The sequence below is a fragment of the Pseudonocardia sp. N23 genome (assembly GCF_002583555.1).
In the GTDB taxonomy this organism is placed as follows: Bacteria; Actinomycetota; Actinomycetes; order Mycobacteriales; family Pseudonocardiaceae; genus Pseudonocardia.
In genome coordinates, this window is record NZ_BEGX01000155.1 from 30,567 (window position 1) to 46,487 (window position 15,921).

Annotated in this window: 17 protein-coding genes; 9 read left to right on the forward strand and 8 right to left on the reverse strand. The window is 71.9% G+C overall.

The features are described 5' to 3' along the window. Positions 1–422: 422 nt before the first annotated feature. Both TOK_RS30625 and TOK_RS30630 read left to right on the forward strand, forming a co-directional pair. A complete protein-coding gene (locus tag TOK_RS30625; RefSeq protein WP_098961466.1) occupies positions 423–1,793 on the forward strand; it encodes a cystathionine beta-synthase in 1,371 nt (456 codons plus the stop codon). 67 nt (positions 1,794–1,860) lie between these two features. Continuing rightward, positions 1,861–3,003: a cystathionine gamma-synthase gene (locus tag TOK_RS30630; RefSeq protein WP_098961467.1), complete on the forward strand. Its 1,143-nt coding sequence runs from the start codon at positions 1,861–1,863 to the stop codon at positions 3,001–3,003. Positions 3,004–3,037: 34 nt separating this feature from the next. On the opposite strand, the gene TOK_RS30635 is transcribed toward TOK_RS30630, so the two are convergent. Next, on the reverse strand, positions 3,038–3,259 hold the full coding sequence (locus TOK_RS30635) for a hypothetical protein (protein WP_098961468.1): 222 nt from the start codon (positions 3,257–3,259) through the stop codon (positions 3,038–3,040). Positions 3,260–3,348: 89 nt separating this feature from the next. Here TOK_RS30635 and ilvA point away from each other — a divergent pair, with 89 nt between their 5' ends. Then, complete coding sequence (ilvA, locus tag TOK_RS30640; RefSeq protein WP_098961469.1) at positions 3,349–4,608, forward strand: threonine ammonia-lyase; 1,260 nt, start codon at positions 3,349–3,351, stop codon at positions 4,606–4,608. 57 nt (positions 4,609–4,665) lie between these two features. Here ilvA and greA read toward each other — a convergent pair whose 3' ends face one another. Then, positions 4,666–5,151, reverse strand: a complete 486-nt coding sequence (gene greA / locus TOK_RS30645) for a transcription elongation factor GreA (RefSeq protein WP_172457882.1) — start codon at positions 5,149–5,151, stop codon at positions 4,666–4,668. A 482-nt stretch (positions 5,152–5,633) separates the two neighbouring features. Between greA and mca the strand changes: the two genes are divergently transcribed. After that, a complete protein-coding gene (mca, locus tag TOK_RS30650) occupies positions 5,634–6,560 on the forward strand; it encodes a mycothiol conjugate amidase Mca (protein ID WP_172457883.1) in 927 nt (308 codons plus the stop codon). Positions 6,561–6,570: 10 nt separating this feature from the next. On the opposite strand, the gene TOK_RS30655 is transcribed toward mca, so the two are convergent. Further along, complete coding sequence (locus TOK_RS30655; protein WP_098961471.1) at positions 6,571–7,194, reverse strand: hypothetical protein; 624 nt, start codon at positions 7,192–7,194, stop codon at positions 6,571–6,573. Between the two features lie 191 nt (positions 7,195–7,385). Here TOK_RS30655 and TOK_RS30660 point away from each other — a divergent pair, with 191 nt between their 5' ends. After that, entirely contained in the window at positions 7,386–7,673 is a 288-nt protein-coding gene (locus TOK_RS30660) for a hypothetical protein (RefSeq protein WP_216362164.1), read from the forward strand. A gap of 6 nt (positions 7,674–7,679) precedes the next feature. On the opposite strand, the gene TOK_RS30665 is transcribed toward TOK_RS30660, so the two are convergent. Then, positions 7,680–7,904: a hypothetical protein gene (locus tag TOK_RS30665; RefSeq protein ID WP_098961472.1), complete on the reverse strand. Its 225-nt coding sequence runs from the start codon at positions 7,902–7,904 to the stop codon at positions 7,680–7,682. Between the two features lie 71 nt (positions 7,905–7,975). On the opposite strand from TOK_RS30665, the gene TOK_RS30670 reads away from it, so the two are divergent. Continuing rightward, entirely contained in the window at positions 7,976–9,997 is a 2,022-nt protein-coding gene (locus TOK_RS30670; protein ID WP_098961473.1) for a thioredoxin domain-containing protein, read from the forward strand. Between the two features lie 120 nt (positions 9,998–10,117). Continuing rightward, positions 10,118–10,723, forward strand: coding sequence for a hypothetical protein (locus TOK_RS30675; RefSeq protein WP_374754952.1), 606 nt, complete (start codon positions 10,118–10,120; stop codon positions 10,721–10,723). Between the two features lie 34 nt (positions 10,724–10,757). Here the strand turns inward: TOK_RS30675 and TOK_RS30680 are convergent, their stop codons facing one another. Further along, positions 10,758–11,426, reverse strand: coding sequence for a hemolysin III family protein (locus tag TOK_RS30680; RefSeq protein WP_098961474.1), 669 nt, complete (start codon positions 11,424–11,426; stop codon positions 10,758–10,760). 125 nt (positions 11,427–11,551) lie between these two features. Here TOK_RS30680 and TOK_RS30685 point away from each other — a divergent pair, with 125 nt between their 5' ends. Then, positions 11,552–12,313, forward strand: a complete 762-nt coding sequence (locus TOK_RS30685; protein WP_172457890.1) for an isoprenyl transferase — start codon at positions 11,552–11,554, stop codon at positions 12,311–12,313. Between the two features lie 139 nt (positions 12,314–12,452). On the opposite strand, the gene TOK_RS30690 is transcribed toward TOK_RS30685, so the two are convergent. The 3 genes from TOK_RS30690 to TOK_RS30700 form a co-directional block, all read right to left on the reverse strand. Beyond that, a complete protein-coding gene (locus TOK_RS30690) occupies positions 12,453–12,794 on the reverse strand; it encodes a hypothetical protein (protein ID WP_098961476.1) in 342 nt (113 codons plus the stop codon). A gap of 309 nt (positions 12,795–13,103) precedes the next feature. Then, positions 13,104–13,475 carry a hypothetical protein gene (locus tag TOK_RS30695; RefSeq protein ID WP_098961477.1) on the reverse strand — a complete coding sequence of 124 codons (372 nt, stop codon included), beginning with the start codon at positions 13,473–13,475 and terminating at the stop codon, positions 13,104–13,106. A 284-nt stretch (positions 13,476–13,759) separates the two neighbouring features. Then, complete coding sequence (locus TOK_RS30700) at positions 13,760–14,146, reverse strand: hypothetical protein (RefSeq protein WP_098961478.1); 387 nt, start codon at positions 14,144–14,146, stop codon at positions 13,760–13,762. A 343-nt stretch (positions 14,147–14,489) separates the two neighbouring features. Here TOK_RS30700 and TOK_RS30705 point away from each other — a divergent pair, with 343 nt between their 5' ends. Beyond that, positions 14,490–15,824, forward strand: coding sequence for a DUF885 domain-containing protein (locus TOK_RS30705; RefSeq protein ID WP_141566634.1), 1,335 nt, complete (start codon positions 14,490–14,492; stop codon positions 15,822–15,824). The last annotated feature ends 97 nt before the right edge of the window (positions 15,825–15,921 follow it).

Below are 15,921 nucleotides of genomic sequence, written 5' to 3' on the forward strand. Positions count from 1 at the left end.
CCCTCCGCGGACACCGCCACCGTGAAGAGGCAGAGCGTAGCTGCTGCGGCACCCTTCCGGGGTCGATCCACCCGTCGGTGGTGCGGATCCGTACAGACTCGTACACCCGGTGGATATCGTTCGGAGCCACATCACCCAGGCTGGTCCGCATCGTGGAAGCCCTCGGTGCCGACGGCCCCACGGGTGGCGCCGCCCTGACGGAACGGTCAGTGGCACCGTGTCCCTACAGCGGCCTCGCGGCCCACCGGACCGAGGACGCGGCGTACTTCCACGGCCGGGAGCGGCCGCTACCTCGCCGCCGCGGTGTGCGCGGGCGCGGGCGATCCGGTCACCCCGGACGAGTGGACCCGCTTCCTGCCGGACACCGGGCACCCGGAATCCCTGTCTCCGAGCGTCGGACACGGGGGTGCGACGATGACGCCATGCGTTTCGTCGAACACGTGTCAGAGCTGGTCGGGAACACCCCGTTGGTCAAGCTCGGGCAGGTGAGCACGGGTATCGACGTGCCCGTGCTGGCCAAGGTGGAGTACCTCAACCCCGGCGGCAGCGTGAAGGACCGGATCGCGGTCCGGATGATCGACGCCGCGGAGAAGTCGGGCGAGCTGCGCCCGGGCGGCACGATCGTCGAGCCCACCTCGGGCAACACCGGCGTCGGGCTGGCCATGATCGCCCAGCGCCGCGGCTACAAGTGCGTGTTCGTCTGCCCCGACAAGGTCGGCGAGGACAAGCGCAACGTGCTCAAGGCATACGGCGCCGAGGTCGTCGTGTGCCCGACGGCCGTCGAGCCCGAGCACCCCGACTCGTACTACAACGTGTCCGACCGGCTCGTCTCCGAGATCGACGGCGCCTGGAAGCCCAACCAGTACGCGAACCCGCAGAACCCGGAGTCGCACTACCGGGCCACGGGCCCGGAGATCTGGGAGCAGACCGAGGGCACCATCACGCACTTCGTCGCGGGGATCGGCACCGGCGGCACCATCAGCGGCACCGGCCGCTACCTCAAGGAGGTGTCCGACGGTCGTGTGCAGATCATCGGCGCCGACCCGGTCGGCTCTGTCTACAGCGGCGGCACCGGACGTCCGTACCTGGTGGAGGGCGTCGGAGAGGACTTCTGGCCGACGACCTACGACAAGGACATCTGCGACGAGATCCTGGCCGTGTCCGACGGCGACTCGTTCGCCATGACGCGCCGGCTCGCCCGCGAGGAGGCGCTGCTCGTCGGCGGCTCGTGCGGCATGGCCGTGGTCGCTGCGCTGCGGGTCGCCGAGACGGCGCCGGAGGGCTCGGTCGTCGTCGTGCTGCTGCCCGACGGCGGCCGCGGCTACCTCGGCAAGGTGTTCAACGACAGCTGGATGTCGGGCTACGGCTTCCTGCCCCCGACGGAGGGCGCCACCGTCGGCGACGTGCTGCGCCGCAAGGACGGCTCCATCCCCGACCTCGTGCACGCCCACCCCAACGAGACCGTTGCCGACGCCGTGCACTACCTGCGGGAGTTCCACGTCTCGCAGATGCCGGTCGTGAAGGCCGAGCCGCCGGTGATGGCTGCCGAGGTCGCCGGTGCGGTCGTCGAGCGCGACCTGCTCGACGCCCTGTTCACCGGCCGCGCCCAGCTGACCGACCGGCTCGACAAGCACATGTCGCCCGCGCTGCCGACACTCGGCTCCGGGGAGTCGCTGGAGAGCGCGATGAGCGCGTTCGTCTCCGCCGACGCGGCGCTGGTGATCGTCGACGGCATGCCCGCGGGTGTCGTGACCCGGTCGGACGTGCTCGCGTTCCTGGGGTCGCTGCACTGACCCGCTGACCGGCCCGCGCGGGTCGGCCGGTCGGAGGGGGCCGTGCGGGCCCGCGTAGCGTGCCCCCATGCGCGGCTTCTCCACCAACGCCATCCACGCGGGCCAGGAGCCCGACCCGACGACCGGCGCCGTCATCGTGCCGATCCATCCGTCGTCGACGTTCATCCAGGACGAGGTGAACAGCCCCCGCGGCGGCTACGAGTACTCCCGGGCCGCCAACCCGACGCGGAGCGCGCTGCAGGAGTGTCTGGCCGCGCTCGAGGGGGCCCGGCACGCGTTCGCGTTCGGGTCCGGCATGGGCGCCGCCGACGTCGCGCTGCGGGTCCAGCTGCGCCCCGGTGACCACGTCGTCATCCCGCACGACGCCTACGGCGGCACGTTCCGGATCATCGACAAGGTCCTCACGCAGTGGGGCGTCGAGTACTCCACCGTCGACCTCGGCGACGTCGCCGCACTGCGCGACGCGCTGCGGCCGACGACGAAGCTCGTCTGGTGCGAGACGCCGACCAACCCGCTGCTGGGCATCGCCGACGTCACCGCCGTCGCCGAGGTCGCCCACGCGGGCGGGGCCCGGCTCGTCGTCGACAACACGTTCGCCTCGCCGTACCTGCAGAACCCGCTGGCGCTGGGCGCCGACGTGGTCCTGCACTCGACGACGAAGTACGTCGGCGGGCACTCCGACGTCGTCGGTGGCGCGCTCGTACTCGACGACGACGAGCTCGCCGAGCAGATCAGGTTCACGCAGAACTCGGTCGGTTCCGTGCCCGGCCCGTTCGACGCGTGGCTCACCCTGCGCGGGGTGAAGACCCTCGCGGTGCGCATGGAGCGCCACAGCGACAACGCCGAGCGGGTCGCCGAGATGCTCGCCGCGCACCCCGCGGTGTCGCAGGTGCTCTACCCGGGGCTGCCCACGCACCCCGGCCACGAGACCGCGGCCAAGCAGATGCGCCGCTTCGGCGGGATGGTGTCGTTCCGGGTCGCGGCGGGCAAGGAGGCCGCACTGGCCGTCTGTGCCGGGACGGAGCTGTTCACCCTCGCCGAGTCGCTCGGTGGCGTCGAGTCGCTGATCGAGCACCCCGGCGAGATGACGCACGCGTCGGTCGCCGGCTCGGTGCTGGAGGTGCCGGACGACCTCATCCGGCTCTCGGTCGGCATCGAGGACATCGACGACCTGCTGGAGGACCTGCGCGGGGCGCTGGGCCGTGTGTGAGCTCGGCCGTGTCTGAGCCGGGGCGCCTGTCCGACTAGCTCTTCGCGGGGGCGTCGGCGTCCGGAGGCAGCATCGGCGTCGGCTGCGGGACGAGCACGTCGCCCGGCGCGATGCAGCCGCCGACCAGCTCGTAGGTGCCGCCGCGCAGCTCGTAGCGGCCCGGGTCGTCGCAGCCCGCGCTGCGCACCGTGAGGACCGCCAGCACCGCCAGCACACCGGCGGCCAGCAGCGGGACCACTGCCCGCAGCCGAGTCATGCGACCTCCCCTGTGACGCCGGCGACCCCCGTGGCGTACGGGGCCGAGGCTACCCGGGCAGGTCCGGGCACGCCTGAGAGGATGCCGCGGTGACCGCCGACCGCCAGCCCGCCCCGCCCCCGGTCACGGTCGCCGATGTCGAAGCGGCCCGTGACCTGCTCGTCGGCGTCGTCCGGCGTACCCCGACGCTGCCGGCGCGGGCGCTGAGCGAGATCGCCGGCGGCCCGGTGTGGCTCAAGTGCGAGAACCAGCAGCGGACGGGGTCGTTCAAGATCCGGGGCGCCTACACCCGGCTCTCCCGTCTCGACGACGAGGAACGCGCCCGCGGCGTGGTCGCCGCCAGCGCCGGCAACCACGCCCAGGGCGTCGCGCTCGCCGCGCGGCTGCTCGGCGTCGAGGCCACCGTGTTCATGCCCGAGCGCGCCGCGCTGCCCAAGGTCGACGCCACCCGCGGCTACGGGGCCCGGGTCCGGCTCGTCGGGGACACGATCGACGGCAGCCTCGCCGCCGCCGTCGAGTTCGCCTCCGAGACCGGCGCGGTGCTCGTGCACCCCTTCGACCACACCGACGTCATCGCCGGCCAGGGCACGGTCGGGCTGGAGATCCTCGACGACGTGCCCGACGTCGCGACCGTCCTCGTGCCGACCGGCGGCGGCGGGCTGCTCGGCGGGGTCGCCGCCGCGGTCCGCGCCCGCCGCCCGGACGCTCGGGTCGTCGGGGTGCAGGCCGCAGCGGCCGCCGCATGGCCCGCGTCGCTGCGCCACGGCGGCCCCGTCGCGCTGGACCGGATGCGCACGATCGCCGACGGAATCGCGGTCGGCGTCCCCGGCAGCGTGACCTACCCGCAGGTCGCGGCACTGGTCGACGAGTTCGTCGTCGTCGGCGAGGACGCGCTGGCGCGGGCCCTGCTGCACTGTCTGGAGCGCGCGAAGGTGCTCGTCGAGCCCGCGGGCGCGGCCGCAGTTGCCGCGCTGCTGGAGCACCCGGACCGGTTCCCGACCCCCGCCGTCGCCGTGCTGTCCGGCGGCAACATCGACCCGCTGGTGCTGCTGCACGTCATCGAGCACGGCATGGCCGCGGCGCGGCGCTACCTGTCGATGCGTGTGCGTGTCGACGACCGGCCCGGCGCACTGGCCGAGCTGCTCACGCAGGTCGGTGGCCTGGGCGCCAACGTCGTCGACGTCGAGCACACCCGGATCTCGGCCGCGATCCCGCTGGGCGACGTGGACGTCGAGATCAGCCTGGAGACGCGTGGCTCCGAGCACTGCGCCGCGATCGTGGGCGCGCTGCGGAACTCCGGCCACGCCGTGTTCGACGTGGCCGGAGCGCCGTGGGGTACGGGGTCCTGAGGCGGACGTCCTGACGCGGACTTCCGGCGCGGCCGGGGGTCTGCCGGACCGCCCGGATCAGCCGGTGAAGGGCGCCACGCCCGCGAGCGTGACCTTCATCGTGCCGCCGTCGGGCAGGGAGTACTCGCGGGTCTCGCCGACCTTGGCACCGAGCAGGGCCGCACCCAGCGGCGAGTTCGGCGAGATGACCTGCAGGTCGCCGTGCGAGCCCTCCTCGCGGGAGCCGAGCAGGACCTTCTCGGTGTCGTCGTCGTCGTACTTGACGGTGAGGACGGTGCCGGGGGAGGCGACGTCGGTGCTGCTGGGCGCGGTGCCGACCTGGGCGGTGCGGAGCAGCTCCTGGAGCTGGCGGATGCGCGCCTCCTGCTGGCCCTGCTCCTCACGCGCGGCGTGGTAGCCGCCGTTCTCCTTGAGGTCGCCCTCCTCACGACGGGCGTTGATCTCGGCGGCGATGACGGGGCGGTTCGCGATCAGCTGGTCGAGCTCGCTCTTGAGCCGATCGAAAGCGTCCTGGGTCAACCAGGTCACCTGGGTGTCCGTCACGGTCATCACTCCTCCAGCCGTCCGGGTCCCGTGCATGGCAAGGACCGGTTGCCGCGGCACAGTCGGGCATGCCGCGGTTGTGGCATAGCCCCGAGTAAGGAAAAACACGGTCCGCCTTGGCGGGCCGTGTGTCGCTCACAGTAACACGGGGTATGCCGTTCGTCGTCTTCTTTCGACGAACGGTTGGGGCTCCACCGAAGTTCCCAGCACCGTGTATTCGCAGGTAGAGGACTGGTGTCGGACGATAGTCGGGGTGCTCCGGGGCCCCTCCGCGACATCGTGCGGTGGCGAACGGCGCGGCGGACGGTTGTGCCGCGCGGAGCCGTCACGCAGGCGCCACGCGGGGGCCGGGAAGAGGTAGGGCCCGACGTGCGTTGGGCACCGCAGAGGCTGCCGGTGGGTTCTGCAACCATCGGCACCGGCGAACGGGCGACACGTCCCGCCGCCGCACCGACGTGACCGGAAGGACCGACGTCCCACCCATGAGCCATCCCGAGATGCGAGCTGCCGAGGCGGACGGTCCGCGCTTCCGGCTGATGACCGTGCACGCCCACCCGGACGACGAGTCGAGCAAGGGCGCGGCCACCGCGGCGCGCTACGTCGCCGAGGGGCACGAGGTCATCGTCGTGACCTGCACCGGTGGGGAGCGTGGCAGCATCCTCAACCCGGCCATGGATCGTCCGGAGGTCGTGGCCGACCTGACAGGTGTGCGCAAGGCCGAGATGGCCCGCGCCGCCGAGATCCTCGGCGTCCGCCACCACTGGCTCGGCTTCGTGGACTCCGGGCTCCCCGAGGGCGACCCGAAGCCGCCGCTGCCCGAGGGCTGCTTCGCCCTGGTCGACCTCGAGGAGGCCACCGAGCGCCTGGTCCGGCTGATCCGCGCCGAGCGCCCGCACGTCCTGGTCACCTACGACGAGAACGGCGGCTATCCGCACCCGGACCACATCCGCACCCACGAGGTGTCGATGGCGGCGTTCGACGCGGCGGGCGACCCCGATCGGTTCCCCGACGTGGGCGAGCCGTGGCAGCCGCTGAAGCTCTACTACTCCCACGGCTTCTCCAGGGCCCGCATGGTGGCCTTCCACGAGGCACTGCTCGCCCGCGGCCTCGAGTCGCCCTACGCGGAGTGGCTCGAGCGCTGGCAGGACGACCGCAAGGACCCGGGCCTGCGCGTCACCAGCCGGGTGCGGTGCGACCAGTGGTTCCCCGTCCGTGACGAGGCGCTCAAGGCGCACGCCACCCAGATCGACCCGACGAGCCGCTGGTTCTTCGTCCCGCCGGAGATCCAGAGCGAGGTGTGGCCGACCGAGGACTACGAGCTCGTCCGCTCGCTGGTCGACTCGCCGACTCCCGAGGACGACCTGTTCGCGGGCCTGGTGCCCTCGGCCGACACCGTCAAGGTCGGCTGAGACCCGCAGGTCAGGCGCGGGCCGCGGCCTGGCCGGTCCGGAAGAAGTCCGCGAGCGCCTCGACGTCGGGGAGCTCCACGGCCGTGCGGAACGCCCCGAACGGCGCGTTCCAGAACTCGCTCTCGCGGCGGTCCCACGGGCCGACGTAGGCATAGGGCTCGGGCAGCGACGCGTCGCCGGGGGAGACGCCGTAGTTGACCCGGTCGACCGTCACGGCCAGGTCGAAGTGCTCGGGCCACAGCACCGGCTCACCGACGTCCGCCGCATCGCCGAGGACGCGCAGGGCGGCGTCGCCGAGGGCGAACCAGCCCTGCAGCACGTCGGCCTCCGAGGGATCGACGCCGAGGGTCTCGTCGAGGTCGACGTCCGAGCCGTCGGAGTAGAGGCCGTCGGGCGCGCCGGGCTCGACCCCGGCCCACACCGCGAGGTCGCGGATCGTGCCGGCCAGCGGATGGTGGTCGTCCTCCCACACCAGATCGGCGCCCTGCACCCGCAGCGGGCCGGCGACCTGGCCGAACCCACCCGACGTCACCTGCAGCCGGACGGTCCCCGACGATCGGTACTGCGGACCCGCGAGCAGCAGCTCGGCGATGCCGTGCAGGGAGCGGCGGGTCGTCGTCAACGGTGAGCCCACGGTCGGGGACCTCCTGTGTCGGTCCGGTCGCGACCGGCGGAGCGTGCCACAGCGGCCCCCGCGGCCCGGCGCAGGGCCGCCACGCGCGGGCCCGGCGGGGGTGCGTAGGTTGTGGGGGGTCTGCCGCCGGTCAGGGGCAGGCCGATCGGCGCCCCCGGCGTCGCGTCGGGACGGCTCGACGGAGGTGTGCGGTGCTGCTGGTCGATCTCGGGGTGGTGCCCGTGGACGCCCAGGTGGCCGCGGTCGTCGTCCCCGCGCAGGACCCGGAGCCCCCGCCCGGAAAGGGCGAGGAGTTCGGCAAGGCATCGCCGATCGCGCTCGTCGTCATCATCCTGCTGGGGATCTCGACGGTCCTGCTGATCGTCTCGATGAGCCGGCGGCTCAAGCGGCTGCCGAAGTCGTTCGACGAGGAGCCCGCCGAGTCCTCCGACGGCACGGAGCCGGTCGCCGACGGGGACACGAGCACCCGCAAGGACTGATCGCCGCTACCGGCGTCGTCCCAGCACGAACCAGGCCAGCGGCAGGAGACCCGCCGAGCTGACCACGGACAGCGCGGTCGCCCACACCCACTTCGGGCCACGGACCCGGTCGGCCGGTCGGCGGCGCACGTCGACGAGCGCCACCGCCCGCAGCACCGCGTCCACCGACCCCGCGGCGACGAGCAGACGACGTACCTGCGGGCTGAGCTCGTCCCATCTCCTGACGGCCATGGGCGCCACTCTCGTCGGTACCGGCGGTCCCCGACAAGCCCAACCCCGGGTGTGTTTGACAGGCTCGGCACATGCCGAACCGCCTGGCTGCGGCGACCAGCCCGTACCTGCTCCAGCACGCCGACAACCCCATCGACTGGTGGGAATGGTCCGACGAGGCGTTCGCCGAGGCGCAGCGCCGCGACGTCCCGATCCTGCTCTCCGTCGGCTACGCCGCCTGCCACTGGTGTCACGTCATGGCGCACGAGTCGTTCGAGGACGCGGCGACGGCGGCGCAGGTCAACACCGGCTACGTCGCGATCAAGGTCGACCGCGAGGAGCGGCCCGACATCGACGCCGTCTACATGGGTGCCACCCAGGCCATGACCGGTCAGGGCGGCTGGCCCATGACGTGCTTCCTGACCCCGGTCGGTGAGCCGTTCCACTGCGGCACCTACTACCCGGCGACGCCCGGGCGCGGCACGCCGTCGTTCCGGCAGCTGCTCGACGCCGTCACCGCCGCCTGGACCGACGACCGCGACCGGGTGCGCGGCGCCGCCGGCGAGATGGCGGCCCGGCTCGCGGAGTCGGCGGTCACCGCGCTGCCGCCCGCGGCCGTGGGGGAGGGCACGCTCGACGCCGCCGTCGCCACGCTCGCCCAGGGTTTCGACGAGCAGGCCGGGGGGTTCGGCGGCGCGCCCAAGTTCCCGCCGTCGATGGTGCTGGAGTTCCTGCTGCGCCACCACGAGCGCACCGGGTCCGCGCCTGCGCTGTCGTTCGTGGCGACGACAGCCCGGCGGATGGCCCGTGGTGGGCTCTTCGACCAGCTCGCGGGCGGGTTCGCGCGATACAGCGTCGACGCCGGCTGGGTGGTCCCGCACTTCGAGAAGATGCTCTACGACAACGCCCTGCTGCTGCGCGTCTACGCCCACCTCGCGCGGACCACCGGCTCGGCGTTCGCGCTGCGGGTCGCCGACGAGACCGCCGCGTTCCTGCTGCGCGACCTGCGCACGGCCGAGGGCGGGTTCGCGTCCGCACTCGACGCCGACACCGACGGCGTCGAGGGACTCACCTACGCGTGGACGCCTTCCCAGCTGCGGGACGTCCTCGGCGACGCCGATGCCGGCTGGGCCGCCGAGCTGCTCTGCGTCACCGACGAGGGCACCTTCGAGCACGGCATGTCGACGTTGCAGCTGCCGGCCGACCCGTCCGACGCCGCGCGCTGGTCCTCGGTCAGGAACCGCCTGCTCGCTGCCCGGGACCGGCGTCCCCAGCCCGCGTGCGACGACAAGATCGTGACGTCGTGGAACGGGATGGCGATTCTCGCCCTCGCCGAGGGTGGCGCCGCGCTCGACCGGCCCGGCTGGGTGGTCGCGGCCGGTGAGGCGGCCGACCTGCTGCTGCGGCTGCACGTCGTCGACGGGCGGCTGCGCCGGTCGTCGCGAGGCGGGGTCGTCGGCGCCGCGGCGGCCGTGCTGGAGGACCACGCCCTGCTCGCGGACGGCCTGCTCGCCCTGCACCAGGCCACCGGCGACCCCGCGCGGCTCGGCCAGGCCACCGGGTTGCTGGACGTCGCGCTGACGCACTTCTCCGACCCGTCGACGCACGGTGGCTGGTACGACACCGCCGACGACGCCGAGCAGCTGTTGCATCGCCCGCGCGAGCTGACCGACAACGCCTCGCCCTGCGGGGCGTCCGCGCTGGCCGGTGCACTGGTGACGGCGTCCGTGCTGGCCGCTCCGGCCGACTCCGCCCGCTACCGGGACGCCGCGGAGGCCACGGTGGCGACGGTCGGCACACTCGCCGAGCGCCATCCCCGGTTCGCCGGGCACTGGCTGACCGTCGCGGAGGCGATGGTGGCCGGGCCGGTGCAGGTGGCGATCGTCGGATCGTCGGCCGCGGAGCGTTCGTCGCTCGTGGCGGTGGCGCGGAGCGCGTCGGTCGGGGGGACGGTGGTCGTCGCCGGGCCACCCGACGCCGAGGGCGTGCCCCTGCTGGCCGAGCGACCGCTGGTCGACGGTGCCGCCGCGGCGTACGTGTGCCGGGGGTTCGTCTGCGACCGGCCCGTCACGGGCGTCGACGAGCTGACGGCAGCCCTCGGCGAAACCCTGTGAGTGTCCGGGGGCGTCCGCCGTCGGCGAACACCGCGGGATCTGCAAGCCGTTACAGGTGTAGCTGTGTAATCTCGTAATCGAGCCGCTGGAACGAGTGGCTCGACACACGAGGAGGACCCCATGTCGGGACGCATGCACCGCGGATGGCACGGCGGCGGACGGGGCCGGGGCCCCGGCCGCGGCGGCTGGCAGCAGTCCGACCTGCCCGGCGCCGATGACGCCGCGGCCTGGCTCTCCGGACGCCTGCCCGACGGCTGGTTCGTCGGGACACCGGAGGTCACCGTCGACCGCGAGGAGATCGTCGTCGTCGGCGAGCTCACCGCACCCGAGGGCGACTTCGCCGACACCGAGGCCGGCCACGCCGAACGCCTCGCCGCCGCGTCCGGGCGCATCTCGCGCTTCCGCGAGGACACCCGCGACGAACGCATCGACATCGCCCTGCAGGCCGAGCACCGCTACCAGCGCAAGGTCGCCTGGGGTGCGCGCATCGGCGACGTTACCGAGCTGTTCACCACGGCCTCGGTGCCTGTCATGACGCGGCTGCGCCAGCCCGAGCGCATCGTGCTCGACACCCTGGTCGACTCCGGTGTCGCCCGCTCCCGTTCCGACGCGCTGGCGTGGGCGGTCCGGCTCGTCGGCGAGCACGCCGAGGAGTGGCTGGGTGAGCTGCGCGATGCGATGGCGAAGGTCGACGAGCTGCGGACCAAGGGCCCGACGGGGGAGTGACCTGCCCCGGCTCCAGCCGGCCCGCTCGACCCGGTCAGCCCGCGAACAGGACCAGCCAGATCGCGATGTAGTGGCAGGCGGCGGCCAGCACCGTCGCCGCGTGGAAGAACTCGTGGTACCCGAACGTCGCGGGCCACGGGTTCGGCCACTTCGTCGCGTAGAAGACGGCACCGAGGGTGTAGAGCGCGCCACCTGCGACGACCAGGACGAATGCCGCGACTCCGCCGGTGCGCAGCATCTCCGGGAAGACGAAGACCGCAACCCAGCCCAGTGCCACGTAGATGGGCACCGCGAACCACGACGGCGCGCTCGGCCAGGCCATCTTGAGCACGACGCCGGCCAGCGCGCCGCCCCACACGGTGAACAGCACCCAACGGGCAGTCGACGGCTGCATCGCCAGGGCCGCCACCGGCGTGTACGTCCCCGCGATGAACAGGAAAATCATGGAGTGGTCGAGCCGCTTCATGACCATCCGCGACCGGGTCGTCGTCCACGTGCGGCGGTGGTAGAGCGCGCTGACGCCGAACAACCCGAGGATCGTGCCGCTGTAGACGGCCGTCGCCAGCGCGGCACCCGCACCCACCAGGGACGCGGCGACCGAGATCAACGCCGCGGCCGCCAGGATCGACACCGCGAACGACCAGAAATGCAGCCAGCCCCGCATTCGCGGCTTGACGAACGCGGGCGACGGCGGCTGAGCCATGGTCCCGACTGTCACCCTGTCGAGATTACGGCACCAGCCATGTCCCCGACGTGCCGCGGACGTGAACTCGCGGCTCCGGATCTCTACGCCCGACCCGCGCGCGCGTAGGCTCTCGGGCCGTGGGCGTGCGCGACCTCCTGTACTCGGTCTACGAACGCCGCCTGGCGCGACGGCTCGGGGCAGCGGAACGACCCCGGCACGTCGCACTCATGCTCGACGGCAACCGGCGGTGGGCTCGTGACGCCGGGCTCGTCGACGTGAACGACGGCCATCGCGTGGGCGCGGCCAAGATCGGCGACCTGCTCGAATGGTGTCGCGAGGCCGATGTCGAGGTCGCCACCCTGTTCCTGCTCTCGACCGACAACCTCACCCGCGCCGCCGACGAGCTCGAGCCGCTTCTCGAGATCATCGCCGACGTAGTCGACGACCTCGCCGGCCCGGGACGGCCGTGGCAGCTGCGTGTCGTCGGCGCCCTCGAGCTCCTGCCGTCCGAGATCGGCGCCCGGCTCGCCGCGGCCACCTCGCGCACCGTCGGCCGGACCGGCCTGCAGGTCAACGTCGCCATCGGCTACGGCGGCCGTCAGGAGATCGCCGACGCCGTGCGCAAGCTCCTGCTCCAGCACGCCGAGTCGGGGACGACGATCGAGGAGCTGGCCGACGTCCTCGACGTCGACCACATCGCCGCGCACCTCTACACCTCCGGCCAGCCCGACCCGGACCTCATCATCAGGACCTCGGGGGAGCAACGGCTCTCCGGTTTCCTGCTGTGGCAGTCGGCGCACTCGGAGTTCTGGTTCTGCGAGGCGTACTGGCCGGAGTTCCGGCGGGTCGACTTCCTCCGTGCACTTCGCGACTATGCCGCACGACACCGGCGCTTCGGGTCCTGACTCTTCGCGGACTCCGCGCCCGGAAATGTGCATCGGCAATTTGTTCTGGGCGCACGAAAATGGCGCCGGACCGAAGTCCGGCGCCACTTCCGCGTACGCGCTGAATGAAGCAGTCGCGTCAGGCGCTGAGCGAAAGAGCTCAGCCGTTGCTCTGCGAGTCGGTGTCGCCGGCGGCGGCAGCCACGCCACAGGAGCGGTCCTCGGACTGGTCGGCGTCGCTGGCCGCGGAGCCGTTGGCGGCACCGGTCAGGTCGGCGACGACGTCCGAGACCTGGACGGCCAGGAGACCGTTGATCGGGAGGTTGTTGCCACACGCCGTGACCGGCACGTTGACGTTGTTGTCCGAGACGTTGATGAGGCCCTGGTGCAGCTCCTTGTTGGAGTTGACCTGGTCGCCACCCTCGTGGGCGAAGGCGAGCGGGGCGACCGCGAGCAGGCCCGCGGTGGCGGTGGCCGCGACGATTCCGACCTTCTTCAGCACGTTTATCTCCTGTTGGTCTTCGGATCGGCGTGAGCCGATTCCTCACACGTGCCAGCACCTGACGGGGGAGCCGTGCTGGCTGAGAAAAACTTATCCGGAATGCCGTTCCTGATCCAAACCACGTAACTCGATCGTGTAGTTGACGTGCCTTTCCACGGGTTACGCACCCGATCGGGTGTAATTCGTGGAAGGGGCGCCCCCTGCCGCGTGCGGTGTTCGCGCAGATCCGGCCTCCGCAGAGGTCCACCGCACAGACGAAGGGCCCAGGACGAGAAGTCCTGGGCCCTTCGTTCTGCTCTGGAGCAGAGATCAGCTGTTGTCCTGCGACGAGGTGTCGCCGGCGGCAGCCGCGACGTCGCAGCCACGGTCCTGCGACTGGTCGGCCGCGCTGGCCGCGTCAGCCGTGCCACCCAGGAGGCCGAGGGCGCCGGTCAGGTCGGCGGTGATGTCGGAGACCTGAACGCCCAGGACGTTGATCGGCAGGTTGTTGCCGCACGCGGTGACGGGGACGTTGACGTTGTTGTCCGAGACGTTGACGAGGCCCTGGTGCAGCTCCTCGTTGGAGTTGACCTGGTCGCCGCCGCCGTGCCCGTGGTGGCCCTCGGTCGCGAAGGCGAGCGGGGACAGCGCGAGCAGGCCCATGGTGGCGGTGGCCGCGACGATTCCAGCCTTCTTCAGCACGTTTATCTCCTGTTGGTCATCTGGAATCGGAACCCGACTCCGAAACGTTGCCAGCACCTGACGGGGGAGCCGTGCTGACTGGGGAAAATGTATCGGCCCGGCGAGCACGAACCAAACCCAGTAACCCGATCGTGTAATTGACGTGTTGTGTTCCGGGTTACGTCCCACGTTCGAGTGAACTCGAATTCCGGCGGATGTGAGGGTCGTGACCGGGTGAATCTGCTGCACAAAGACGTAGGGCCCCGGACGGATCGTCCGGGGCCCTACGTGCTGAGCTAGAAAGCTCAGTCGTTCGCCTGCGAGGAGCTGTCGCCCGCGGCGGCCGCAACGTCGCAGGAGCGGTCCTGCGACTGGTCGGCCGCGCTGCTCGCGTCCGCCCCGCCCAGCAGGCCCAGGGCGCCGGTCAGGTTGGCGGTGACGTCCGAGACCTGGACGCCGAGCACGTTGATCGGCAGGTTGTTGCCGCACGCCGTGACCGGGACGTTGATGTTGTTGTCCGAGACGTTGACGAGGCCCTGGTGGATCTCCTTGTTGGAGTTCACCTGGTCGCTGTCGTGGCCGTGACCGTGGCCACCGTGGCCGTGGCCGGCCTCGCCGGCGAAGGCGAGGGGGCTGACCGCGAGCAGGCCCGCAGTGGCGGTGGCCGCGATGATTCCAGCCTTCTTCAGCACGTTTATCTCCTGTTGGTCTTCTGGTGTCGGCCGGAGCCGACGCCGTCCGTGTCAACGCCCGACCGGGGAGCCCGCGTTGACTGAGGAAAAGCTATCGGCCGCCTTCCCGTACACCAACTCTCGTACCACTATCGTGTGATGCCAGTACTTTACGTTTAGTTACGCACTCGATCGAGTGCAGTTGTGGGGGTTGCGAGCCGCACCGAAGCCCAATTCTCTCTACGCAGAGTAATTGCATTACACACGAACGGACCAGTATCCTTTCATAGGTGCACGCTCTGTAGTTCAGGCTCGATCACGCGACGGCGCCACGTCACCCGTCGGTTGCGCGTACGGTGCGGCGATGCCGCCGAGCCTGGTCCCTCGTGACTACGCGTTGCTCGCGCTCAGGCTCGACCGGCTCGTCCCGGGGATCGTCGACACCTGGACCGGTGACCAGGCGCTACGCCGACACGCCGCCGACGGACCCACGCCCGACCCCGCCGAGCTCGCCCGCACCGCCGTTCGGTTGCGTCGTCGGCTGCCCGCCGCCGAGCTCGGCATCACCCGAACGGGGTTCCTCGACGCCCAGCTGCGCGCCCTGCACTGTCACGCGCGGCGAGCCGCAGGTGAACACGTCGGGTTCGTCGACCAGGTCAGCGCGACCCTCGACGTCGACCTCGACGGTGTCGCGCCCGACCAGGACCGCTACCGCGCCGCCCACGCCCGGCTCGACACCCTGCTGCCCGGCCACGGCACCCTCGCCGACCGCCTCGGCGCCTTCCGTCGCCGCGAGACCGTCCGGCCCGACCGGATCGCCGCCGCCGTGGACGCCCTCACCGCGGCGCTGCGCGACCGCACCCACCAGCTGTTCGGCCTCCCCGACGACGAACACGTCGACATCGAGCTCGTGAGCGACCGGCCGTGGACCGGCCTCACCCGGCACCTGTGCGGCCTGCGCTCCCACGTCCGCATCACCACCGACGCCGGCCTGCGCGCCACCCAGCTCGCCGCGCTCGTCGCCCACGAGATCTACCCCGGCCACCACACCGAGCACTGCCTCGTCCGCGGCGTCCGCCGCTGCGGCGAACCGGAACGCGACGTCGTCGTCACCCCGTCGCCGCACAGCCTCGTCACCGAAGGTGCCGCCGACACGGGACTCGACGTCGTCGGAGGGCTGGACTGGGGCCCGTGGGTCGCCGACGTCCTCACCGAGGCCGGTGTCCACTGCGACGGTGAGCTCTCCCAGGCCGTCGAGACCGCGCTGCGAGACCTCGCCCCTGTCCGTCAGGATGCCGCACTCATGCTCCACGACCGCGGCGCCACCCTCGACGACGCCGTGCGCCACCTCCGTCGATGGCTGCTCGTCGACGACGCGCGCGCCCACGTCCTGCTGCGGTTCGTCGTCGATCCCCGGTGGCGCGGCTACACGACGGCCTACGTCGAGGGGGAGGCGCTCGTCCGCGCCTGGCTCGCCGCGGGACCCGATCCCGTCGCCCGCTACCGCCGGCTCCTCGACGCCCCGCACGTCCCCGCGCAGCTGCGCGGGGACGTGCGGGGCGCGGTCGCAGGTCCACACAGCTCAGTCGCCGCTGAGCCGTCCGGGTGGCCACCATCCGGGGCCAACGGCCCGGGCCTACCAGAAATCGGGCCGGTCAGCGGTGAGCGGAGAGCGACGAGCGGTAGTCCGAACCGTTAAATCTGGTGACGCGCGTTCTTCGCCACGCGGTGTTGCTGTTGACCGCACCCGGGTGACCGCTAGTAGCGTTCACGGTGGCGGGACGCACCCGATGCGG